Genomic DNA, 14,310 nt, shown 5'->3' on the forward strand with positions numbered 1-14,310 from the left:
CGTGCCCAGTCGTCTGAGCCCCCTGGAGCGAGAGCAGTTGTACGCCCTGATCCGCGAGAAGCTGGACCTCGGCAGCGCGGACCGTCCCGAGGAGATCCGGAGCACCACCGCGGTGATGGAGCTGCCCGGGGTCGACTCCATGAAGCTCCTGCGCCTGCTGGGCGCGGTCGAGCTGGGCTTCCGGGTCAACCTGGGCTTCGAGGCCGTCCCCCGGGCGCGGACGGTGGGAGACGTCGAGCGGTTGATCTGCGAGTCGCGGGAACGGTACGCCGACCGGCCCTGAGCGCTGGAGGGAGGAGGAGCATGAGCGGTTCGAACCAGGGGCAGTTGCGGCGGGAAGCGTTGACGATCGCCAGGTGGGCGGAGGTCGGGCGGGCGCCCTCGCGGGAGGTGCTGGCGAAGCTCGAACTGCTGGGTCCCGACGGCCACGAGTTCGACTACGGCGGTCAGGAGACAGGGGTGGGCAACACCTACGGCGGGGACGACGGCGGGCTGCCCGATCTGGGACCGCTGTCGGACTTCGGCTCGTGGGAGTCGGTGGCCGCCACCATCCTGCGCAGGACCGAGGAGTCCGCCGGCTTCGATCCGTCGTCCACGGTGTTCGATCCCGTCGCGTGGATTCGATTTGTGTGCCAGTTCCAGGAGATGCCGTTCCTCACCCGCGTTGTGGGCCCCGACAGCCGCAGCGCGTACATTTCATCCCTCTCCCTGCTGGGAGCCGTCTGGGTGGTGAGAGACCTGGTCGAATGGCTGGTGACGCCGGACACGCTCACCGGCATCATCAACTCCGTCAAGAAGATCGGCCAGTTGGCGGTCGAGAACGAGGGGCGGCAGGAGAAGGACAGCAATGTGCAGCAGGGGGTCCTGACCGTGGTGGACGGGGATCTGCGCCTCGGGCTGCTCCGGACCACGGTGCAGATGGAATACGAGACGGGCAAGGGGTACCAGCACCTCTACCAGCAGATCACCGTCAGCAGCCTTTTCGGGAGCCTCGACTACGGCATGTGCAAACGGCAGGCCGAGCTGCTGCTGGAATGGGACGGGCAGGACGTGGACGCCTGGGTGGAGGGGGCCTCCAGCTCCCGTTACCCTCCCAACACCAGTCCCGCGTGGGACAACTGAGCCGCGCCGGCGCCGGACCTGGGGGCGGTGGCCGACCCTGGTGTTCCGATGCGGGCACGGACGGGGAGCCACCGTTGCCACTCCGCCGCGCCTCGTGACCTCGACCGGCACCGCCGTCGACGGCCGGAATGCGCCGGTGATCACATCTGGGCGGCCCGCGTCGCGGACCGCCCAGGCCACCGAGGGCCGGTCGCCCACGACGGCGGAGGCCGGACCCCCGGCATCGGCGGCACCGCACTCCCCGCCGCCCTGGAGGAGTACGCGGCCGACGAAGTCGAGCTCGGTACCGTACGACCGCCGTCATCCCGGCCCCCTCCCGGAGGCCGACCCGCCCCTCCCCGGGCCGGCAGACGAAGAATGGCGTGACCACGGAACCGGCCCCTGACGAGCCGGGCACGGACGAGCTGCGTGCGCGGACGACCGAGGCCGTCCGCGTGCTGCCCGACATGCACGACCTCGCCCTCCACGAGCAGGGACGCGCTCGACGGCGGTACCCCGCAGAACCGACGCACGTGTCCGGCGGGGCTGTTGTGCGCGACCGGGCGGCTGTAGTCGGCTTGACCCATGAGACTCCTCACGGTTCGGAAGTCCACGGACTCCTCCTCCGCCCCACGCCCCACGCCCCGGCCCGGCGCACGTACCGCAGCGACACTGGTCGTGTCCGCGCTCCTCGTCTCCTCCTGGTGGACATCCCTCGCCGGGCCCGGACACGCCTCCGAGGCCCTCCCCGCGGCCTCCCCGGCCTCTGCGGCAGACGGAGAGCTGCGGGGCATCGACCTGAACACGGTGACGATCCCGCAGCTCCAGGCACGCATGGCGAGCGGGGCCCTCACCCCCTCGGGACTCACCCGCGCCTACCTGAAGCGCATCAAAGCGATCGATCCGAAGATCCACGCCGTGCTGCGCACCGATCGCACCGCCCTCCAGCAGGCTGCCCGGAGCGACGCCCGGCACCGGCGCGGCGCCGTCCTCGGTCCGCTCGACGGCATCCCGGTACTGATCAAGGACAACGTGGACACGAAGGGCCTGCTCTCGACGGCGGGTTCCCTCGCTCTCGCCACGGCCGCCCCGCACCAGGACGCCGACCTGGTCACCCGCCTGCGGGAGGCCGGAGCGGTGATCCTCGGCAAGACGAACCTGTCCGAATGGGCCAACTTCCGTGCCGCACGGCCCACGTCGGGCTGGTCCGCGGTCGGCGGGCAGACCCACAACCCCTACGTCCTCGACCGGAACCCCTGCGGATCATCGGCAGGCTCCGGGGCCGCGCTGGCGGCATCGCTGGCCCAGGTGGCCATCGGCACCGAGACGGACGGCTCCATCGTCTGCCCCGCAGGGATGAACGGAGTGGTCGGGCTCAAGCCCACCCTGGGCGTGGTGAGCGGCCGGGGCGTCGTACCGATCTCCGCCGAACAGGACACCGCCGGACCCATGGCGCGCAACGTCGTCGACGTGGCGCTGACCTTGACCGCTCTGCGGGGGAAGGGGCACGTCACAGGCGAGGGCACGGCCCCCGCCGCCCCGCGGGCGAGCGGCACGGCCGCCGGTGGCAGCACTCAGACAGGCATGCGGGGACGGCGGATCGGCCTGTGGCGGCTGCCGTCGCTCGGCAAGGACGTGGACGAGATCATGTCGGCGGCGGCGCAGCGGCTGCGGAGCGCCGGCGCGACAGTCGTCGAGGTCACCCCGCCGTACCAGGACCGCCTGGCCGAGCTGGAATTCTCCGCGCTGCTCAGTGAGTTCCACCGCGACATCGACGCCTACCTCGCCGGCCGGCGCGGCCCGAAGGACCTCGCCGAGCTCACCGCGTTCCACCGCGCCGACCCGGCGGAACAGACGTGCTTCGCAGGGGTGGAGCTGTTCGAGAGCGCACTCAAGGCACCGCCCACGACCGACCCCCGGTACCGGGCCGCACGCGCGGAACTCACCAGGCTGGCACGCAGGTCGATCGACGACACGAGGGCCGCCCACCGCTTGGACGCCATCGCCGCGCCGACCAACCCGCCCGCCTGGACCACCGACTGCGCCCGGGGCGACAACGACGTGATCCCCTCCTCCACTCCCGCCGCCGTGGCCGGATACCCCTCCCTCTCGGTCCCGGCCGGGTCCGTGGGCGAACTGCCCGTCGGCCTGCTCCTCATGTCCGGGAAGCACGAGGACGAGGCGCTGCTGTCCCTCGGCGCACACGTCGAACAGCGTCTGCGGGCGTGGCGTGCCCCGCGCTACCTCCCGACCCTGCCGACTCCCACGGCCTCCGACGAGCTGCGCGGCACGGGACGCTGAGCACACAGGTCGAGTGCGCGCGGCTGGTGTTCCCGGGCGCTGCCGGTACGTGGCAGACGGCACGCCCCGGAACACCAGCCGGTCCGGACGCCGCTCAGACCCCCTGACGGGAAGCCTCTGCGCCGTCCTCCGCCTCCTGGCGGCCCGGGCCCGTCGCGTATGCCAGCGGAGGGGCGATGGCCTGGGCGTCCGCTCCTTTGCCGACCCACAGTCCGATGAAGAGCGCGGCGGTTGCTTCCAGGAGTCCGGCGCCTTCGAGGCCGCCGGCGGTCACGGGGGCGCAGCCCGTGTCCCGTACCAGCTCATGCACACGGTCGAGGGCGGACTCGGCGTCTCCGCAGACCGGGACGACCAGTGGCCGCCCGTCGAAGACGGGCGGACGCATGCGCCACACGTCCTCGTGGCACAGGTTGAACGCCTTGACCACGTGGGCTCCCGGTGCCGCCGCAGCCAGTCGCTGCGCGGCCGAGGGGCCTCCTTGCGTCAACAGGCGGAAGCCCGGCCCGACCGGGTTGGAGCAGTCGAGCAGCACCTTGCCCTCCAGGGCCGTGCCCAGCCCTCGTACCACCTCCGCTCCCGCCCCGAAGGGCAGCGCGGCCAGCACCACCTGTCCGTATGCGGCAGCCGCGCGCGGAGTCCCGGGTTTCGCACCGCCTCCGATGCGCGTCGCGAGCCGCTCTGCCTTCTGCGCGTCCCGCCCTGCGACCACCACCTCGTGCCCGGCCCGCACCCAATGGGTGGCGAGCGCGTCGGCCATGTTGCCCGTGCCCAGTACACCGATTCTCATCACGCAACCTCTCGCCGTGCCTTCTTCGACCGTTCCCACTGACGCTAGAAGGTGGTTCGGGCACCATTCGGTACGTGACGACCGATGCCTTCCTCGCCGACTGCCGCGCCCGCCTCGCCTTCGACCTGCTCTCCAACACCTGGAACGCCGTGGTGCTCTGGGCACTGCGCGACGGACCCAGGCGACCGGTCGAACTCCGGGAGCGGATCGGAGGCATCAGCTCCAAGGTCCTCACCGAGACGTTGCGGCGGCTGCAGTTCAACGGGCTGGTCGACCGGCAGGAACACCCGGGCGCGCCGGTGCGTGTCGAGTATCGACTCACCCCTCTGGGGCGGACCTTGCTGGGACCCATCGACGCCGTCGGCGCATGGGCCTTCGAGTACGGCGACGAAGTGATCGCGGCCCAGGACGCAGCGTGTGCCGTCGGCCCGGAGTCTTCCCGTCCGCCAACTCAGGCCGGGCCCGGGGGGTGACGCCCAGGATCTGGATGCAGCTCTGATGGCTGCTGGTACGGCTCTGGACCTGCGCCGGGTCGCGTCCTTCGCACTCAGGGCAGCCGTTGACCGAGCGGATGGTCTCGCCGAAGCCGAAGCCGCGCCCCTTGACGATCGCGCCGTGCGGCGTGCGGCAACCGGTTCGTCATCGCCGTCTCCTCAACGATCGGACCTCATTTCGCCACGGTGGACAGCACGGCCCGGCTCACCTCCAGGGAGCGAATCTGCGCGCCGAGCGCGGCCACGTGCATGTCGGCGGCCCCGACGACCGGGGTGCGGCCACTGAGGACACGGCACACGTCGTCGAGCAGCTCAAGACTCACCGCCGCCGGCACGCGCCTGCCCGCCCTTCGGCCGGACAACAGACGGGCCGGGCCGGTCTATGGGCTCGCGGTGCGGGCGGCGCGCGCGTAGCGGTCAGCCAATTCACCGAACGCGGTGGACAGTTGAGGCGGGGCGATGACTTCGACATCGGTGTCGAAGCGGCCGATGGCGGCGGCGAGTCCGGTCCATGACCAGGAGCCGAGGAAGAGCCGGCAGTGACGGGGGCCGAGTTCCTCGACGATTCCGTCCTGGGCGAAGGGCGCGACCTCGGCGGCCGGGAGGCGGAGGACGACTTCGCCCCGGCAGGGCCAGTCGGTGGTGGTGCCGTCGTTGCCGCGGAACCGGCTGGTGATGAAGGCGGAGACACTGCCCCCGGGGAGGTCACGCGGGGTGAAGCGCGGGCCGGTGGGCGTGCGGGGCCGGATGCGGTCGACGCGGAAGGTGCGCCAGTCCTCGCGGTGGAGGTCCCAGGCCACGAGGTACCAGCGATGGCGCCAGGTGACCAGGTGGTGGGGCTGCGCACGGCGTACGTCGCCGGCCGAGGCGCCCGGCCCCAGGGCGTAGTCGAAGCGCAGTTCCTCGCGCGCGTGGAGGGCGCGGCTCAGGTCCGTCAGGACCTGGGCGTCGACCGGGTGGGCGTCGCCGGCCGTCGCGGGCGGTTGGACGGCGGTGAGGTGCAACAGGTCGATGCGGTGGCGCAGGCGGGGCGGCATGACCTGGCGGAGGGTGGCCAGCGCGCGGCCGGCGTCCTCGGCGACGGTGGTGCCGGCTGCCGCCGTCTGCAGTGCGACGGCCAGCGCGACGGCCTGGCCGTCGTCGAACAGCATGGGCGGCAGGCGGGTGCCGGCCTCCAGGCGGTAGCCGCCTGCCGGTCCTTTGAGCGTCTTGATCGGATAGTCGAGTTCGCGCAGGCGGTCGATGTCACGGCGCACGGTGCGGGACGTGATGCCGAGACGCTCGGCGAGATCGTCGCCCGACCAGTCACGGGGCGTCTGCAGGAGCGAGAGCAACGCGAGCAGCCGGGCGGATGTCTTGTGCATGGCACCCATACTCCCCGGAGTACCGGACACCTCCTGTCCTCTACCCCTGCCATCGTGGCCTACGAGCCGTTCGGGGGGCATCGCCCCTGGTCACGGCAGCCGCCGTGGGCGCTGAGGCGACCAGCGGTGCAGCCACCACATCGAGCAAGGAGCAGGTCATGCCCGTCACGACCACCACCCACCTGAACTTCCGGGGCACCGCGCGTGAGGCGCTGGACTTCTACCGGTCCGTCTTCGGCGGACGTGTCGTCGCGGTCACCTACAAGGATGCGGGCGCCGTGCAGGACGAGAGCGAGGCGGACTGGATGATGTGGGGCGAGGTGACGGGCGACGGCGGCTTCCACATCATGGCCTACGACGTCCCCTCGCGACTGCCCTGGAACCAGGGCGAGAACCCGTTCTTCGTCTCCGTGCGCGGCGACGACGCCGAGGAGATCAGCGCCCTGTGGGGCAGGCTCGCCGTGGGCTCGACCGTCGTGCGTCCGCTGGAGGCCGCACAGTGGGCGCCGCTGTACGGCATGCTCACCGACCGCTTCGGCATCACCTGGGTCCTGGACGTCACTGCTCCGTACAACGCCTGAAGCAACCGACCGACGTGACATGCCTGCGCCGTCCGGACCGCCAGAGCTGTACGGGCGGCCCGGACGGCGGAGGCACCACAGGCATACGGCAGTGAAGGGAAACGGGGCGCCGTACGGATGCGGAAGCCGGGGCGGCCCGGCGGCATGCGCAGGGGTGGCGTTCGAGGTCGTCAGTGCCGCGCTTCCGCCGCTACGAGGAGAGTGGCACCGCTCCGTGCCACCGCTCGCGGCGTCCTCTTGAGCACCCGTGTGGTGTCGCCGCTGCCGTCACGCTCTCCCTCTCCAGCAGCGTGCAGCAGAACCTGAAGTGCTGCATGTTTTGCCTAAAGGGTGTAGGTAGCGGCATGATGTCCATAGGCTGCTGAGAGAAGGTGATGGCCGTGGTGCGGGCAGGACTGAGCCCGGAGCTGCTGACGCTCGCCGGTGCGGAACTCGCCGAGGAAGCCGGGTTCGGTCCAGGTGGCCAAGGTCCGCCCTCGGCCGGCGTTTCGACGTACCGGCGCGAACACCTACCGGGGCTGCGCCAGGGCGCGCATCCCGGCCGCTACGAAGCAGCGCGCTTCCGGCTCAACCCGCAGACCACCACGGCCGGCACCCGGCACCTGGCACCTGGCACCTGGCACCTGGCACCCACAGATGACGGGGGCGATCCGGCGTCGTTGTGAGCCGGCCGAGCCGGACCGGACGCACGCGGGCCGGCTGCTGAGCAGCGTCGTCCTCCACTGATACGCCCTCCTGAAGGCAGCCAGCCGTTTCGGCCCCGCCGACATCACCGCACAGCAGCCCCGGGCCTGGACCCCGGACCGCCTCGGCACCGCGTTGCGGAGCCGGACCACCCCCTGACCGGCAGCGTCACCTCCCCTGTGCTTCCCGATGCCGCCCGGCAGCACCCCACCCACCCCAGCGAGAAGACTTGAGGCAATGAGCGCCGAACAGAAACTGATCACCACCCGCGTCACCGAGGACTTCCTGCGCGGACACCTCGACGTGGAAGCGACCGCCCACGGGATGCTGCCGCACCGGTTGCCCGCCCGAGCGCGCCGCCAGATCCCCGACGACCAGTTGGCCGTGGCCGAGACGCAGCCCTCCGGTGTCCGGCTGGCCTTCCGTACGAGCGCCACCACCGTCTGCCTGGACACCCTGCCGACCAAACGCGTCTACCGGGGTTTCCCGGCCCCGCCGGACGGCGTCTACGACCTCCTGGTCGACGGCCGCCTCACCGCCCGGGCCACGGTGGACGGCGGCAACCTGCGCACCGTCACCGACATGCGGACCCAGACCGCGGAACTCACCCCGGGCGCGGTCGGCACGGCTCGCTTCACCGGCCTCCCCGTCGGCGAGAAGGACATCGAGATCTGGCTCCCGCACGCGGAGATCACCGAGGTCGTCGCCCTGCGCAGCGACGCCCCCGTCGAACCGGCCCCGAGGACCGGGCGCCGGGTGTGGCTGCACCACGGCAGCTCCATCAGCCAGGGCTCCAACGCCGTCTTCCCCAGCACCATCTGGCCCGCCCTGGCCGCCTCCGCGGGCGGCGTGGAGCTGATCAACCTCGGATTCAGCGGCAGCGCGCTGGTGGACCCCTTCGTCGCCCGCGCGATACGCGACACCCGCGCGGACCTGATCAGCCTCAAGCTCGGCATCAACGTCGTCAACGGGGACACCATGCGCCTGCGCGCCTTCGCCCCCGCCGTCCACGGGTTCCTCGACACCGTCCGCGAAGGTCACCCCGCGACCCCCTTGCTCCTGGTCTCCCCCGTCCTGTGCCCGACCCACGAGAACACCCCGGGGCCTCTCATGCCGGACCTCTCCGGTGGAACCTTGAAGTTCAGGGCCACCGGCGATCCGGCCGAGACCGCCGCCGGGCGGCTGACGCTCACGATCGTCCGCGACGTCCTGGCCGACATCGTCGAGCAGCGGGCCGCCGAGGACCCCCACCTCCACTACCTCGACGGACTCGACCTGTACGGGCAGAGCGACCACGACGAGTTCCCCCTGCCGGACGGAATCCACCCCAGCCCCGAAGGACACCGCCGCATCGGCGAGAACTTCGCCAGGCTCGTCTTCGCGGACAGCGGACCCTTCGCCGGTACGGCCGACCGACCCGGACGCCCGTGACCGGCAGGGGGAGGGCCTTCACGACGTGCGAGAGACGGCGGGCAGCCGCCCACCGCCGGGCGTCCACCCGTCACGTGCCGGGTTCACGCCCGGAATCGGACAAGAGCTCACGGAGCCGCCGCATGACGTCGATCTGGGCCGGGTTGTAGAGATCGGCGATGGCCGCGCCGATGGTGCGACCGGCATGTTGCCGGCCGCGCGGGGCGTCCGAAGTGAGGTCGTTCAGCCCGGGGTGCCTGGCCCGCAGGCCCCGGACGTGAGGCACGAGACGCCCGGCGAGACTCTGGCGCGCCTGCTCGTCCACGTGGGCGGGAAGCTCGTCGAGTTCGCGTGCCACCGGCTGCGGCTGCTGGTCGAGCACCTCCGCGTACGCGTCCATGCCGTTGGGGCCGAGCACCGTCCCCAGGACGGTGACGAACGAGCGGTCGGGGTGGGCCACCGGCTCCGTGCCGGCGGGCAGGAGGACGGGGCGGCCGGAGAGGCGGCGGACGGTGCCGGTCCAGGCGCGGCCCCGCGCACCGCCCCCGATCAGGCGCGGCGGGCGATCCGCCGCTCCCGGCGCGCCGGGGTCGACGCCGCACGCGGTGAGGAGTTCGTCCAGGGCGCGCAGCAGCGTGAAGGCCGCGCCCTCGTACGCCGCGCCCGGGATCTGCTGCGGGGTGGTCGTGTGGCGCAGCCCGGTGGGGAGGCCGGTGAGCTGCTCGTCATGGTGCTGACGAGGGTACTGGCCCGTCCTCGGCACCGGACCGGGGGCTGCGGCTGTCCGTCGGCCGGGGAGCGGGCGCCGCCCGCGCCGGGACATTCCGTCCGCGCGCGGCCCTCTTTCCTTTCCTTTGCGTGTTTCCTGTCGCTGCCGCGGCGCTGTCTGCCGCTTTCCTGCCGCCGCCCCGGCATTGGCCGCCGCTTTCCCGCCGCTTTCCTGCCAGAAGATTTCAGCGGGGGCCGTTACCGCTCTGTCGGGTCGCGCGTTGAAGGACCGTGCCGGTCGCAATCCTGCGGTCGGCCGCGCTTCTTCGAAGGAGAACTGATGTCACGTTTCGCCCAGGCAGCCGTCGTGGTAGCCGGTGCCGGTGCCCTCATCGCCAGTGGCGCCGGACTGGCCATGGCCGACTCCGACGCGGAGGGCGTGGCCGCCAACTCTCCCGGCGTCGTGTCGGGCAACCTCGTGCAGGTTCCCGTCAACGTCCCGGTCAACCTTTGCGGCAACACGGTGAACGTCATCGGGGTGCTCAACCCGGCGTTCGGCAACACCTGCGTGAACGGTGGCGAGCACCACGAGGGTGGCTACGGCAGCTGATTCCGGCTTCCCGCCCGCGGCCTCTCCGACATGGTCGGGGAGGCCGCGTTCGTTGGCCCGTGCCGTTGGCCCGTGCGCGCGGCGGGGCCGTGGCCGCCACCGGCCTCAGGCGTACCGGTACAGGTTGCCGTGGTCGAGCAGTTGGGCCGGCGTGGTGTCCCACGGCGGCATCTTCTCGTGCAGGCCGTACACCCGGCCCCGCTGCGGGTCGCCCGCCCGGAGGGGGGCGGCCGGCAGGTAGCCGGAGCGGGGATGCTGCTGCTGCCAGCGCTGCCAGAGCAGGTCCATGAACGCGTGGTGCAGCCAGAAGACGGGGTCGTTGGGGGAGGTGGCGCCCAGCATCATGCCGCCCACCCACTGGTGCACCCGGTTGTGGTTGTTCCCCTTGCCGACCCCGTCGGCCGCCCACCCCTCGATCTTGTTGCGAAAGCCCCTGGACGCGGTGCTGTCCCAGGGGGCGGCGTCGTACAGCGGATCCTGGAGCGCCCGGGCCACGTCGTTCCTGGTGGGCAGGGTCACCGTGCCTCCGCGCCCACCGAACTTCCGGGTGAGGTGGGGGGTCTCGGTGACCGAGACCTTGATGCGCCAGTTGCCGTTGGCATAGGCGAAGGGTCCCGTCATCACCTGCTGGTCGGCGGTCCTGCCGTTGCCGCCGAGGAAGTCCTCCGCCCACAACGAGGCCGCGGGCGTGTTGTCCGTGGTCCAGTCCCAGTAGGGGACGGACACGCTCGGATCGACCGCCTGCAGGGCTCGTTCGAATTCCAGCAGGAACTGGCGGTGCCAGGGGAAGAACGACGGGGTCATGTGTGCGGCACGAGGACCTTTGTCGCCGTCGGCGTTGTAGAACTCGCCGTGCAGGGACACGAATTCGTCGTAGCGGCCGGAACGTTTGAGTTCCAGGAGTGCGGCAACCAGGCGGCGCTTCTCTGTGCGGTTCAGATTCCGCTGGTTCTTGCGGGTGTGCACCGGGCCGGCCGTCCTGTCTCAGTTGGTGTGGAGGGGGGTCCGGGACAACTGGGCGGGCCCCAGGTCGTCGACGGCGGCGCGGGCGGCGGCGAGCGGCGTCGGGAACGACTCGTAGTGGTTCACCACGCTCAGGTAGCTGCCGTCCGCGCACCTCATGAGGTGCAGGGGCCGGCCGTCGACGCGCACCTCGGGGGGATGCCGGGTGTCCGACTCCGCGAGGGCGGCCAGCGGGCTGACCCGCCCGCTCGGCGTCGTCCCTTCGATGAGGCGGCCGCGGTACATCTCGCTGAAGCCCGCTGCCGGGAAGGCCGGTCCGTGGTGCGGGCCGGCGGTGGCTTCCCTCTTTCCGACGACGGGTGCGAGCGCCGCGGCGGTCCCGGCGACCACACCGGCGCCGAACACCGTACGCAGGACCGCACGACGAGCGGTCAGGGCGGGCGTGGCGGCGGTGCCCGGCCGCCCGGCCCCGTGCCCCGTGGGTGTCTTCATGCTCGTTCTCCATTCCGTTCGTACCTGTTGCCGTAGTGGTCAACGACAGGCCGGCGAAACGGTCTCGCCAGACGGCGGCGGTCCCGCCGGTGCCGGGCGGGCAGGCGGACGTGGCGGACGGCCCGGCGGGAGAACTCCGGGCGAGACGGACCTCGCCGCGCCGAATATCACCCGACTGGCCCGGAATGTATTCGCGGGTTTCACCAATGGTCCTACTGACGGACCCTCACGGAGGTGTATGTGTGACTTTCTGCCTAGTGTCAAGAACATGAACGACACACCGGCGCGGAGGAGCACATGGCAGCACGGCGGAATCTGACCGCAATTTCGATCGGGGCGATTTCCGTCAGCCTGTTCGCTGCCACGGGCAGCGCGGCAGGGGGGCCGCTGGTGGAAAAGGCGCCCGGAACGGCCCGCGCTTCTGTCCACTCGTCCGCGACGCGTACCGCCGCGGACACCGACCCCCGTCCTCCGGCGGCCGCCGCCGACAAGGAGAGAGGACGGCCGAGCGCCGCTCTCGGGGCCTATCTGCACTACGGTCCGGCCGGTGTGCGGCGGATGAAGGAGTTGTCGCGTTGGCTCGGCGGCACCGAACTCACCGTCGGCCACACGTACCTGCCCGGCGACCTCTGGTCCAACATCGAGGGCAGGCCCGAGTTCCTGCGTGCGTGGGCGAAGTGGCGGCGTGGCGCCCCTGAGCGGCTGTTCGTCCTCAACGTGCCGATGCAGGAGGGCAACGAGGACCACGTCTCCGACCGCCGGGTCCGCTCCCTGCTGCGCGCCGGCGCACGCGGCGACTTCAACGAGCACTACCTGCGGCTCGCCGAGAACCTGGTGAACTCGGGAGTACCGGACACGGTGATCGTTCTCGGCTGGGAGATGAACGGCACGACGTACACCCACCGCTGCGGGCCCTCCCCGAGGGACTGGAAGAAGTACTGGAGGGGGATCGTCGCCACCATGCGGTCCGTCCCCGGCCAGAAGTTCCGCTTCGACTTCGCTCCGAACCGCGGCCGGGACGCGGTCCCCTGGACCAAGTGCTACCCGGGTGACGACGTGGTCGACATCATCGGCATGGACTCCTACGACCAGCCGCCCGGTGAGACCTTCGACGAGCAGGTGCGCGCCCCGTACGGCCTCCAGCACCAGGTGGACTTCGCCGCCGCCCACGGCAAGGCGACGTCGTACCCGGAGTGGGGGCTCTTCCGCAACGGGGACAACCCCGAGTACATGCGGCGCATGCTCGACTGGATCGCGCAGCACAAACCGCTCTACCAGACCATCACGGACTACTGTCCGCACGGGGTCTGGCAGTGCTCCGAGAACCCGAAGTCGTCCGAGGTGTTCCGCGCGAAGCTGACCGCCAAGCCCACACCGGTGCCGCCCGAGCCCACGCCGGTGCCGCCCGAGCCGACACCGGTGCCGCCCAAGCCGACCGTTCCGGAATGGCCCGAGCTGAACCAGGACGACTGGTGTCTGCCCTGGCAGCCGGACGAGTGGCTGCGGCGCTGGCTGCCCGACCTGCGGATCTGCCCCGCATCGGTGAGGGACTGGCGCCCGGGCCGCTAGCCGCCCGGGTGCGGCCCCGCCCGGCCCCCGCGGATGCGCGGGGGCCGGGCGGGAGGGGCCGGGGAAGCACGGTGCCCCGCGCGTCCGCCGGCAGACGGATTCAGCGCGCGGAGGCGTCCGCCTGCCTGCTCTGCCACCGCGCGTGCCATTCACGCGAGGCGGGCAGTCGCTCCACGAGGGTCCTGACGGCCCGCTCCCGCGAGGCCACCTGTGCCGCGCGCAGCCGCAGGAGCGGCCGGAGGGCCGACCGGGCCAGCAGCAGTCTGCTGTTCACCACCGGCTGGGGCCGCCAGTGGTCCTTGTACGTCTCCGCACCCCGCAGCAGGCTGAGCACACCGCTGCCCGAGCCCGCCGCCAGGTGCGCGTCGTGGCGCAGCAGCATCGCTGTCACGTCGACCTTCTTCTCCCTGAGCACCGGGTCCGCGCCGTAGAGATAGCCGCCGGTCAGCCCGCCCGAGTGCACGGTCAGCTTGGCGGCGACGACCTCTCCGCCCAGCCGGAACTCGGTGATCGCCGCGTCGCCGTCGCGCACCATGGGCCCGGCGGCCCGCACCAGGTGCGCGGCGAACCTCGGCCGCAGATGCTCGACGTTGACCCCCCTGCCCCGCCACTGCAGTTCGTGCAGGCGCAGCAGGTGGCCGACCGCGCCCGGCACCTCATGCGCCGCGACCGTACGGCTCTCGATCCCCAGTGCGTCGATCTTGCGGAGCTTGGCGCGGACGCGCTGCGCCCGGCTGTTCGCCATCCGCCGGGTGAGTTCGTCGATCGGCGAGGCGGGCAGTTCCATGCAGGTGGAGTCCTGGAAACGGTCCCGGGCCCCGGGCCAGCTCTCGTACAGTTCCTCGGCCGCCGCCCCGGGCCGCACTTCCCGCAGGTCGATCACCGCGTGCGGCGCGGCCCGCTCCAGGCCGTGCCGCAGGGCGCGCAGGGCGTCCGCCGTCTCCTCGTCGTCGACCAGCACGTCGAAGTAGTCGGAGATGCCGAGGCCGACGGGGACGAGCAGCGGCATCGGCCGGTGCACGAGCATCAGCGGCGCCGCGGCGACCAGCCGGTCCCCGCGCCGAACCAGTACGGCGCGCAACTGCCCCCGGTCGCCGTAGGAGTGCCACCAGGAGCTCAGCCAGGCGTGGGCCTGGAAGGGGGTCGCCGCGGCGCAGCGACGGTGCAGTGCGTTCCACTCGGTGCGCAGCCGCGCGAAGTGCTGCGGGTCGCGGCACAGGGTGGTCCGCAGTGTGTGCTGGTTCAT

At 71.7% G+C, this 14,310-nt stretch carries 16 protein-coding genes and 1 pseudogene; 9 read left to right on the plus strand and 8 right to left on the minus strand.

Annotation, left to right across the window (positions count from 1 at the left end; all coding sequences use genetic code 11):
- Position 1: 1 nt before the first annotated feature.
- The 3 genes from ACIP93_RS27740 to ACIP93_RS27750 all read left to right on the plus strand — a co-directional run bounded on the left by ACIP93_RS27740 (position 2) and on the right by ACIP93_RS27750 (position 3,402).
- Positions 2–283, plus strand: coding sequence for an acyl carrier protein (locus ACIP93_RS27740; RefSeq protein WP_345219303.1), 282 nt, complete (start codon positions 2–4; stop codon positions 281–283).
- 20 nt (positions 284–303) lie between these two features.
- Positions 304–1,122, plus strand: coding sequence for a hypothetical protein (locus ACIP93_RS27745; RefSeq protein WP_345219302.1), 819 nt, complete (start codon positions 304–306; stop codon positions 1,120–1,122).
- 564 nt (positions 1,123–1,686) lie between these two features.
- On the plus strand, positions 1,687–3,402 hold the full coding sequence (locus ACIP93_RS27750) for an amidase family protein (RefSeq protein WP_401762736.1): 1,716 nt from the start codon (positions 1,687–1,689) through the stop codon (positions 3,400–3,402).
- 94 nt (positions 3,403–3,496) lie between these two features.
- On the opposite strand, the gene ACIP93_RS27755 is transcribed toward ACIP93_RS27750, so the two are convergent.
- Positions 3,497–4,189, minus strand: a complete 693-nt coding sequence (locus tag ACIP93_RS27755) for an NADPH-dependent F420 reductase (RefSeq protein ID WP_401762738.1) — start codon at positions 4,187–4,189, stop codon at positions 3,497–3,499.
- A gap of 74 nt (positions 4,190–4,263) precedes the next feature.
- Between ACIP93_RS27755 and ACIP93_RS27760 the strand changes: the two genes are divergently transcribed.
- Positions 4,264–4,662 (plus strand): winged helix-turn-helix transcriptional regulator, encoded by a 399-nt coding sequence (locus ACIP93_RS27760; protein ID WP_401762739.1) that lies wholly within the window; start codon positions 4,264–4,266, stop codon positions 4,660–4,662.
- Here ACIP93_RS27760 and ACIP93_RS27765 read toward each other — a convergent pair.
- The 3 genes and pseudogenes from ACIP93_RS27765 to ACIP93_RS27775 form a co-directional block, all read right to left on the minus strand.
- Positions 4,655–4,822, minus strand: a pseudogene (locus ACIP93_RS27765) (chitinase); the annotation flags it as partial. The gene ACIP93_RS27760 and the pseudogene ACIP93_RS27765 sit on opposite strands and share 8 nt — an antisense overlap.
- 34 nt (positions 4,823–4,856) lie before the next feature.
- Positions 4,857–5,006: a hypothetical protein gene (locus ACIP93_RS27770; protein WP_401762742.1), complete on the minus strand. Its 150-nt coding sequence runs from the start codon at positions 5,004–5,006 to the stop codon at positions 4,857–4,859.
- A 57-nt stretch (positions 5,007–5,063) separates the two neighbouring features.
- Positions 5,064–6,047 (minus strand): helix-turn-helix transcriptional regulator, encoded by a 984-nt coding sequence (locus tag ACIP93_RS27775; RefSeq protein WP_401762745.1) that lies wholly within the window; start codon positions 6,045–6,047, stop codon positions 5,064–5,066.
- Between the two features lie 158 nt (positions 6,048–6,205).
- Between ACIP93_RS27775 and ACIP93_RS27780 the strand changes: the two genes are divergently transcribed.
- The 3 genes from ACIP93_RS27780 to ACIP93_RS27790 all read left to right on the plus strand — a co-directional run bounded on the left by ACIP93_RS27780 (position 6,206) and on the right by ACIP93_RS27790 (position 8,743).
- A complete protein-coding gene (locus ACIP93_RS27780; protein WP_401762748.1) occupies positions 6,206–6,628 on the plus strand; it encodes a VOC family protein in 423 nt (140 codons plus the stop codon).
- Positions 6,629–7,008: 380 nt separating this feature from the next.
- Entirely contained in the window at positions 7,009–7,293 is a 285-nt protein-coding gene (locus ACIP93_RS27785) for a hypothetical protein (protein ID WP_401762751.1), read from the plus strand.
- 256 nt (positions 7,294–7,549) lie between these two features.
- The gene (locus ACIP93_RS27790) at positions 7,550–8,743 is read left to right on the plus strand and encodes a GDSL-type esterase/lipase family protein (RefSeq protein WP_401762754.1); all 1,194 of its coding nucleotides are present in this window, start codon (positions 7,550–7,552) and stop codon (positions 8,741–8,743) included.
- A gap of 70 nt (positions 8,744–8,813) precedes the next feature.
- Here ACIP93_RS27790 and ACIP93_RS27795 read toward each other — a convergent pair whose 3' ends face one another.
- Positions 8,814–9,485 (minus strand): hypothetical protein, encoded by a 672-nt coding sequence (locus ACIP93_RS27795; protein ID WP_401762757.1) that lies wholly within the window; start codon positions 9,483–9,485, stop codon positions 8,814–8,816.
- Positions 9,486–9,770: 285 nt separating this feature from the next.
- Between ACIP93_RS27795 and ACIP93_RS27800 the strand changes: the two genes are divergently transcribed.
- The gene (locus tag ACIP93_RS27800) at positions 9,771–10,040 is read left to right on the plus strand and encodes a chaplin (RefSeq protein ID WP_345219292.1); all 270 of its coding nucleotides are present in this window, start codon (positions 9,771–9,773) and stop codon (positions 10,038–10,040) included.
- Positions 10,041–10,145: 105 nt separating this feature from the next.
- Here the strand turns inward: ACIP93_RS27800 and ACIP93_RS27805 are convergent, their stop codons facing one another.
- On the minus strand, positions 10,146–11,006 hold the full coding sequence (locus ACIP93_RS27805; RefSeq protein ID WP_401762760.1) for a tyrosinase family protein: 861 nt from the start codon (positions 11,004–11,006) through the stop codon (positions 10,146–10,148).
- 18 nt (positions 11,007–11,024) lie between these two features.
- On the minus strand, positions 11,025–11,495 hold the full coding sequence (locus ACIP93_RS27810) for a tyrosinase family oxidase copper chaperone (RefSeq protein WP_401762763.1): 471 nt from the start codon (positions 11,493–11,495) through the stop codon (positions 11,025–11,027).
- A gap of 297 nt (positions 11,496–11,792) precedes the next feature.
- On the opposite strand from ACIP93_RS27810, the gene ACIP93_RS27815 reads away from it, so the two are divergent.
- The gene (locus ACIP93_RS27815) at positions 11,793–13,064 is read left to right on the plus strand and encodes a glycoside hydrolase family 26 protein (RefSeq protein WP_401762766.1); all 1,272 of its coding nucleotides are present in this window, start codon (positions 11,793–11,795) and stop codon (positions 13,062–13,064) included.
- Between the two features lie 100 nt (positions 13,065–13,164).
- Here ACIP93_RS27815 and ACIP93_RS27820 read toward each other — a convergent pair whose 3' ends face one another.
- Positions 13,165–14,310, minus strand: coding sequence for a GNAT family N-acetyltransferase (locus tag ACIP93_RS27820; protein WP_401762769.1), 1,146 nt, complete (start codon positions 14,308–14,310; stop codon positions 13,165–13,167).

It is taken from the genome of Streptomyces sp. NPDC088745, assembly GCF_044751045.1.
Taxonomy (GTDB): Bacteria; Actinomycetota; Actinomycetes; order Streptomycetales; family Streptomycetaceae; genus Streptomyces; species Streptomyces cremeus.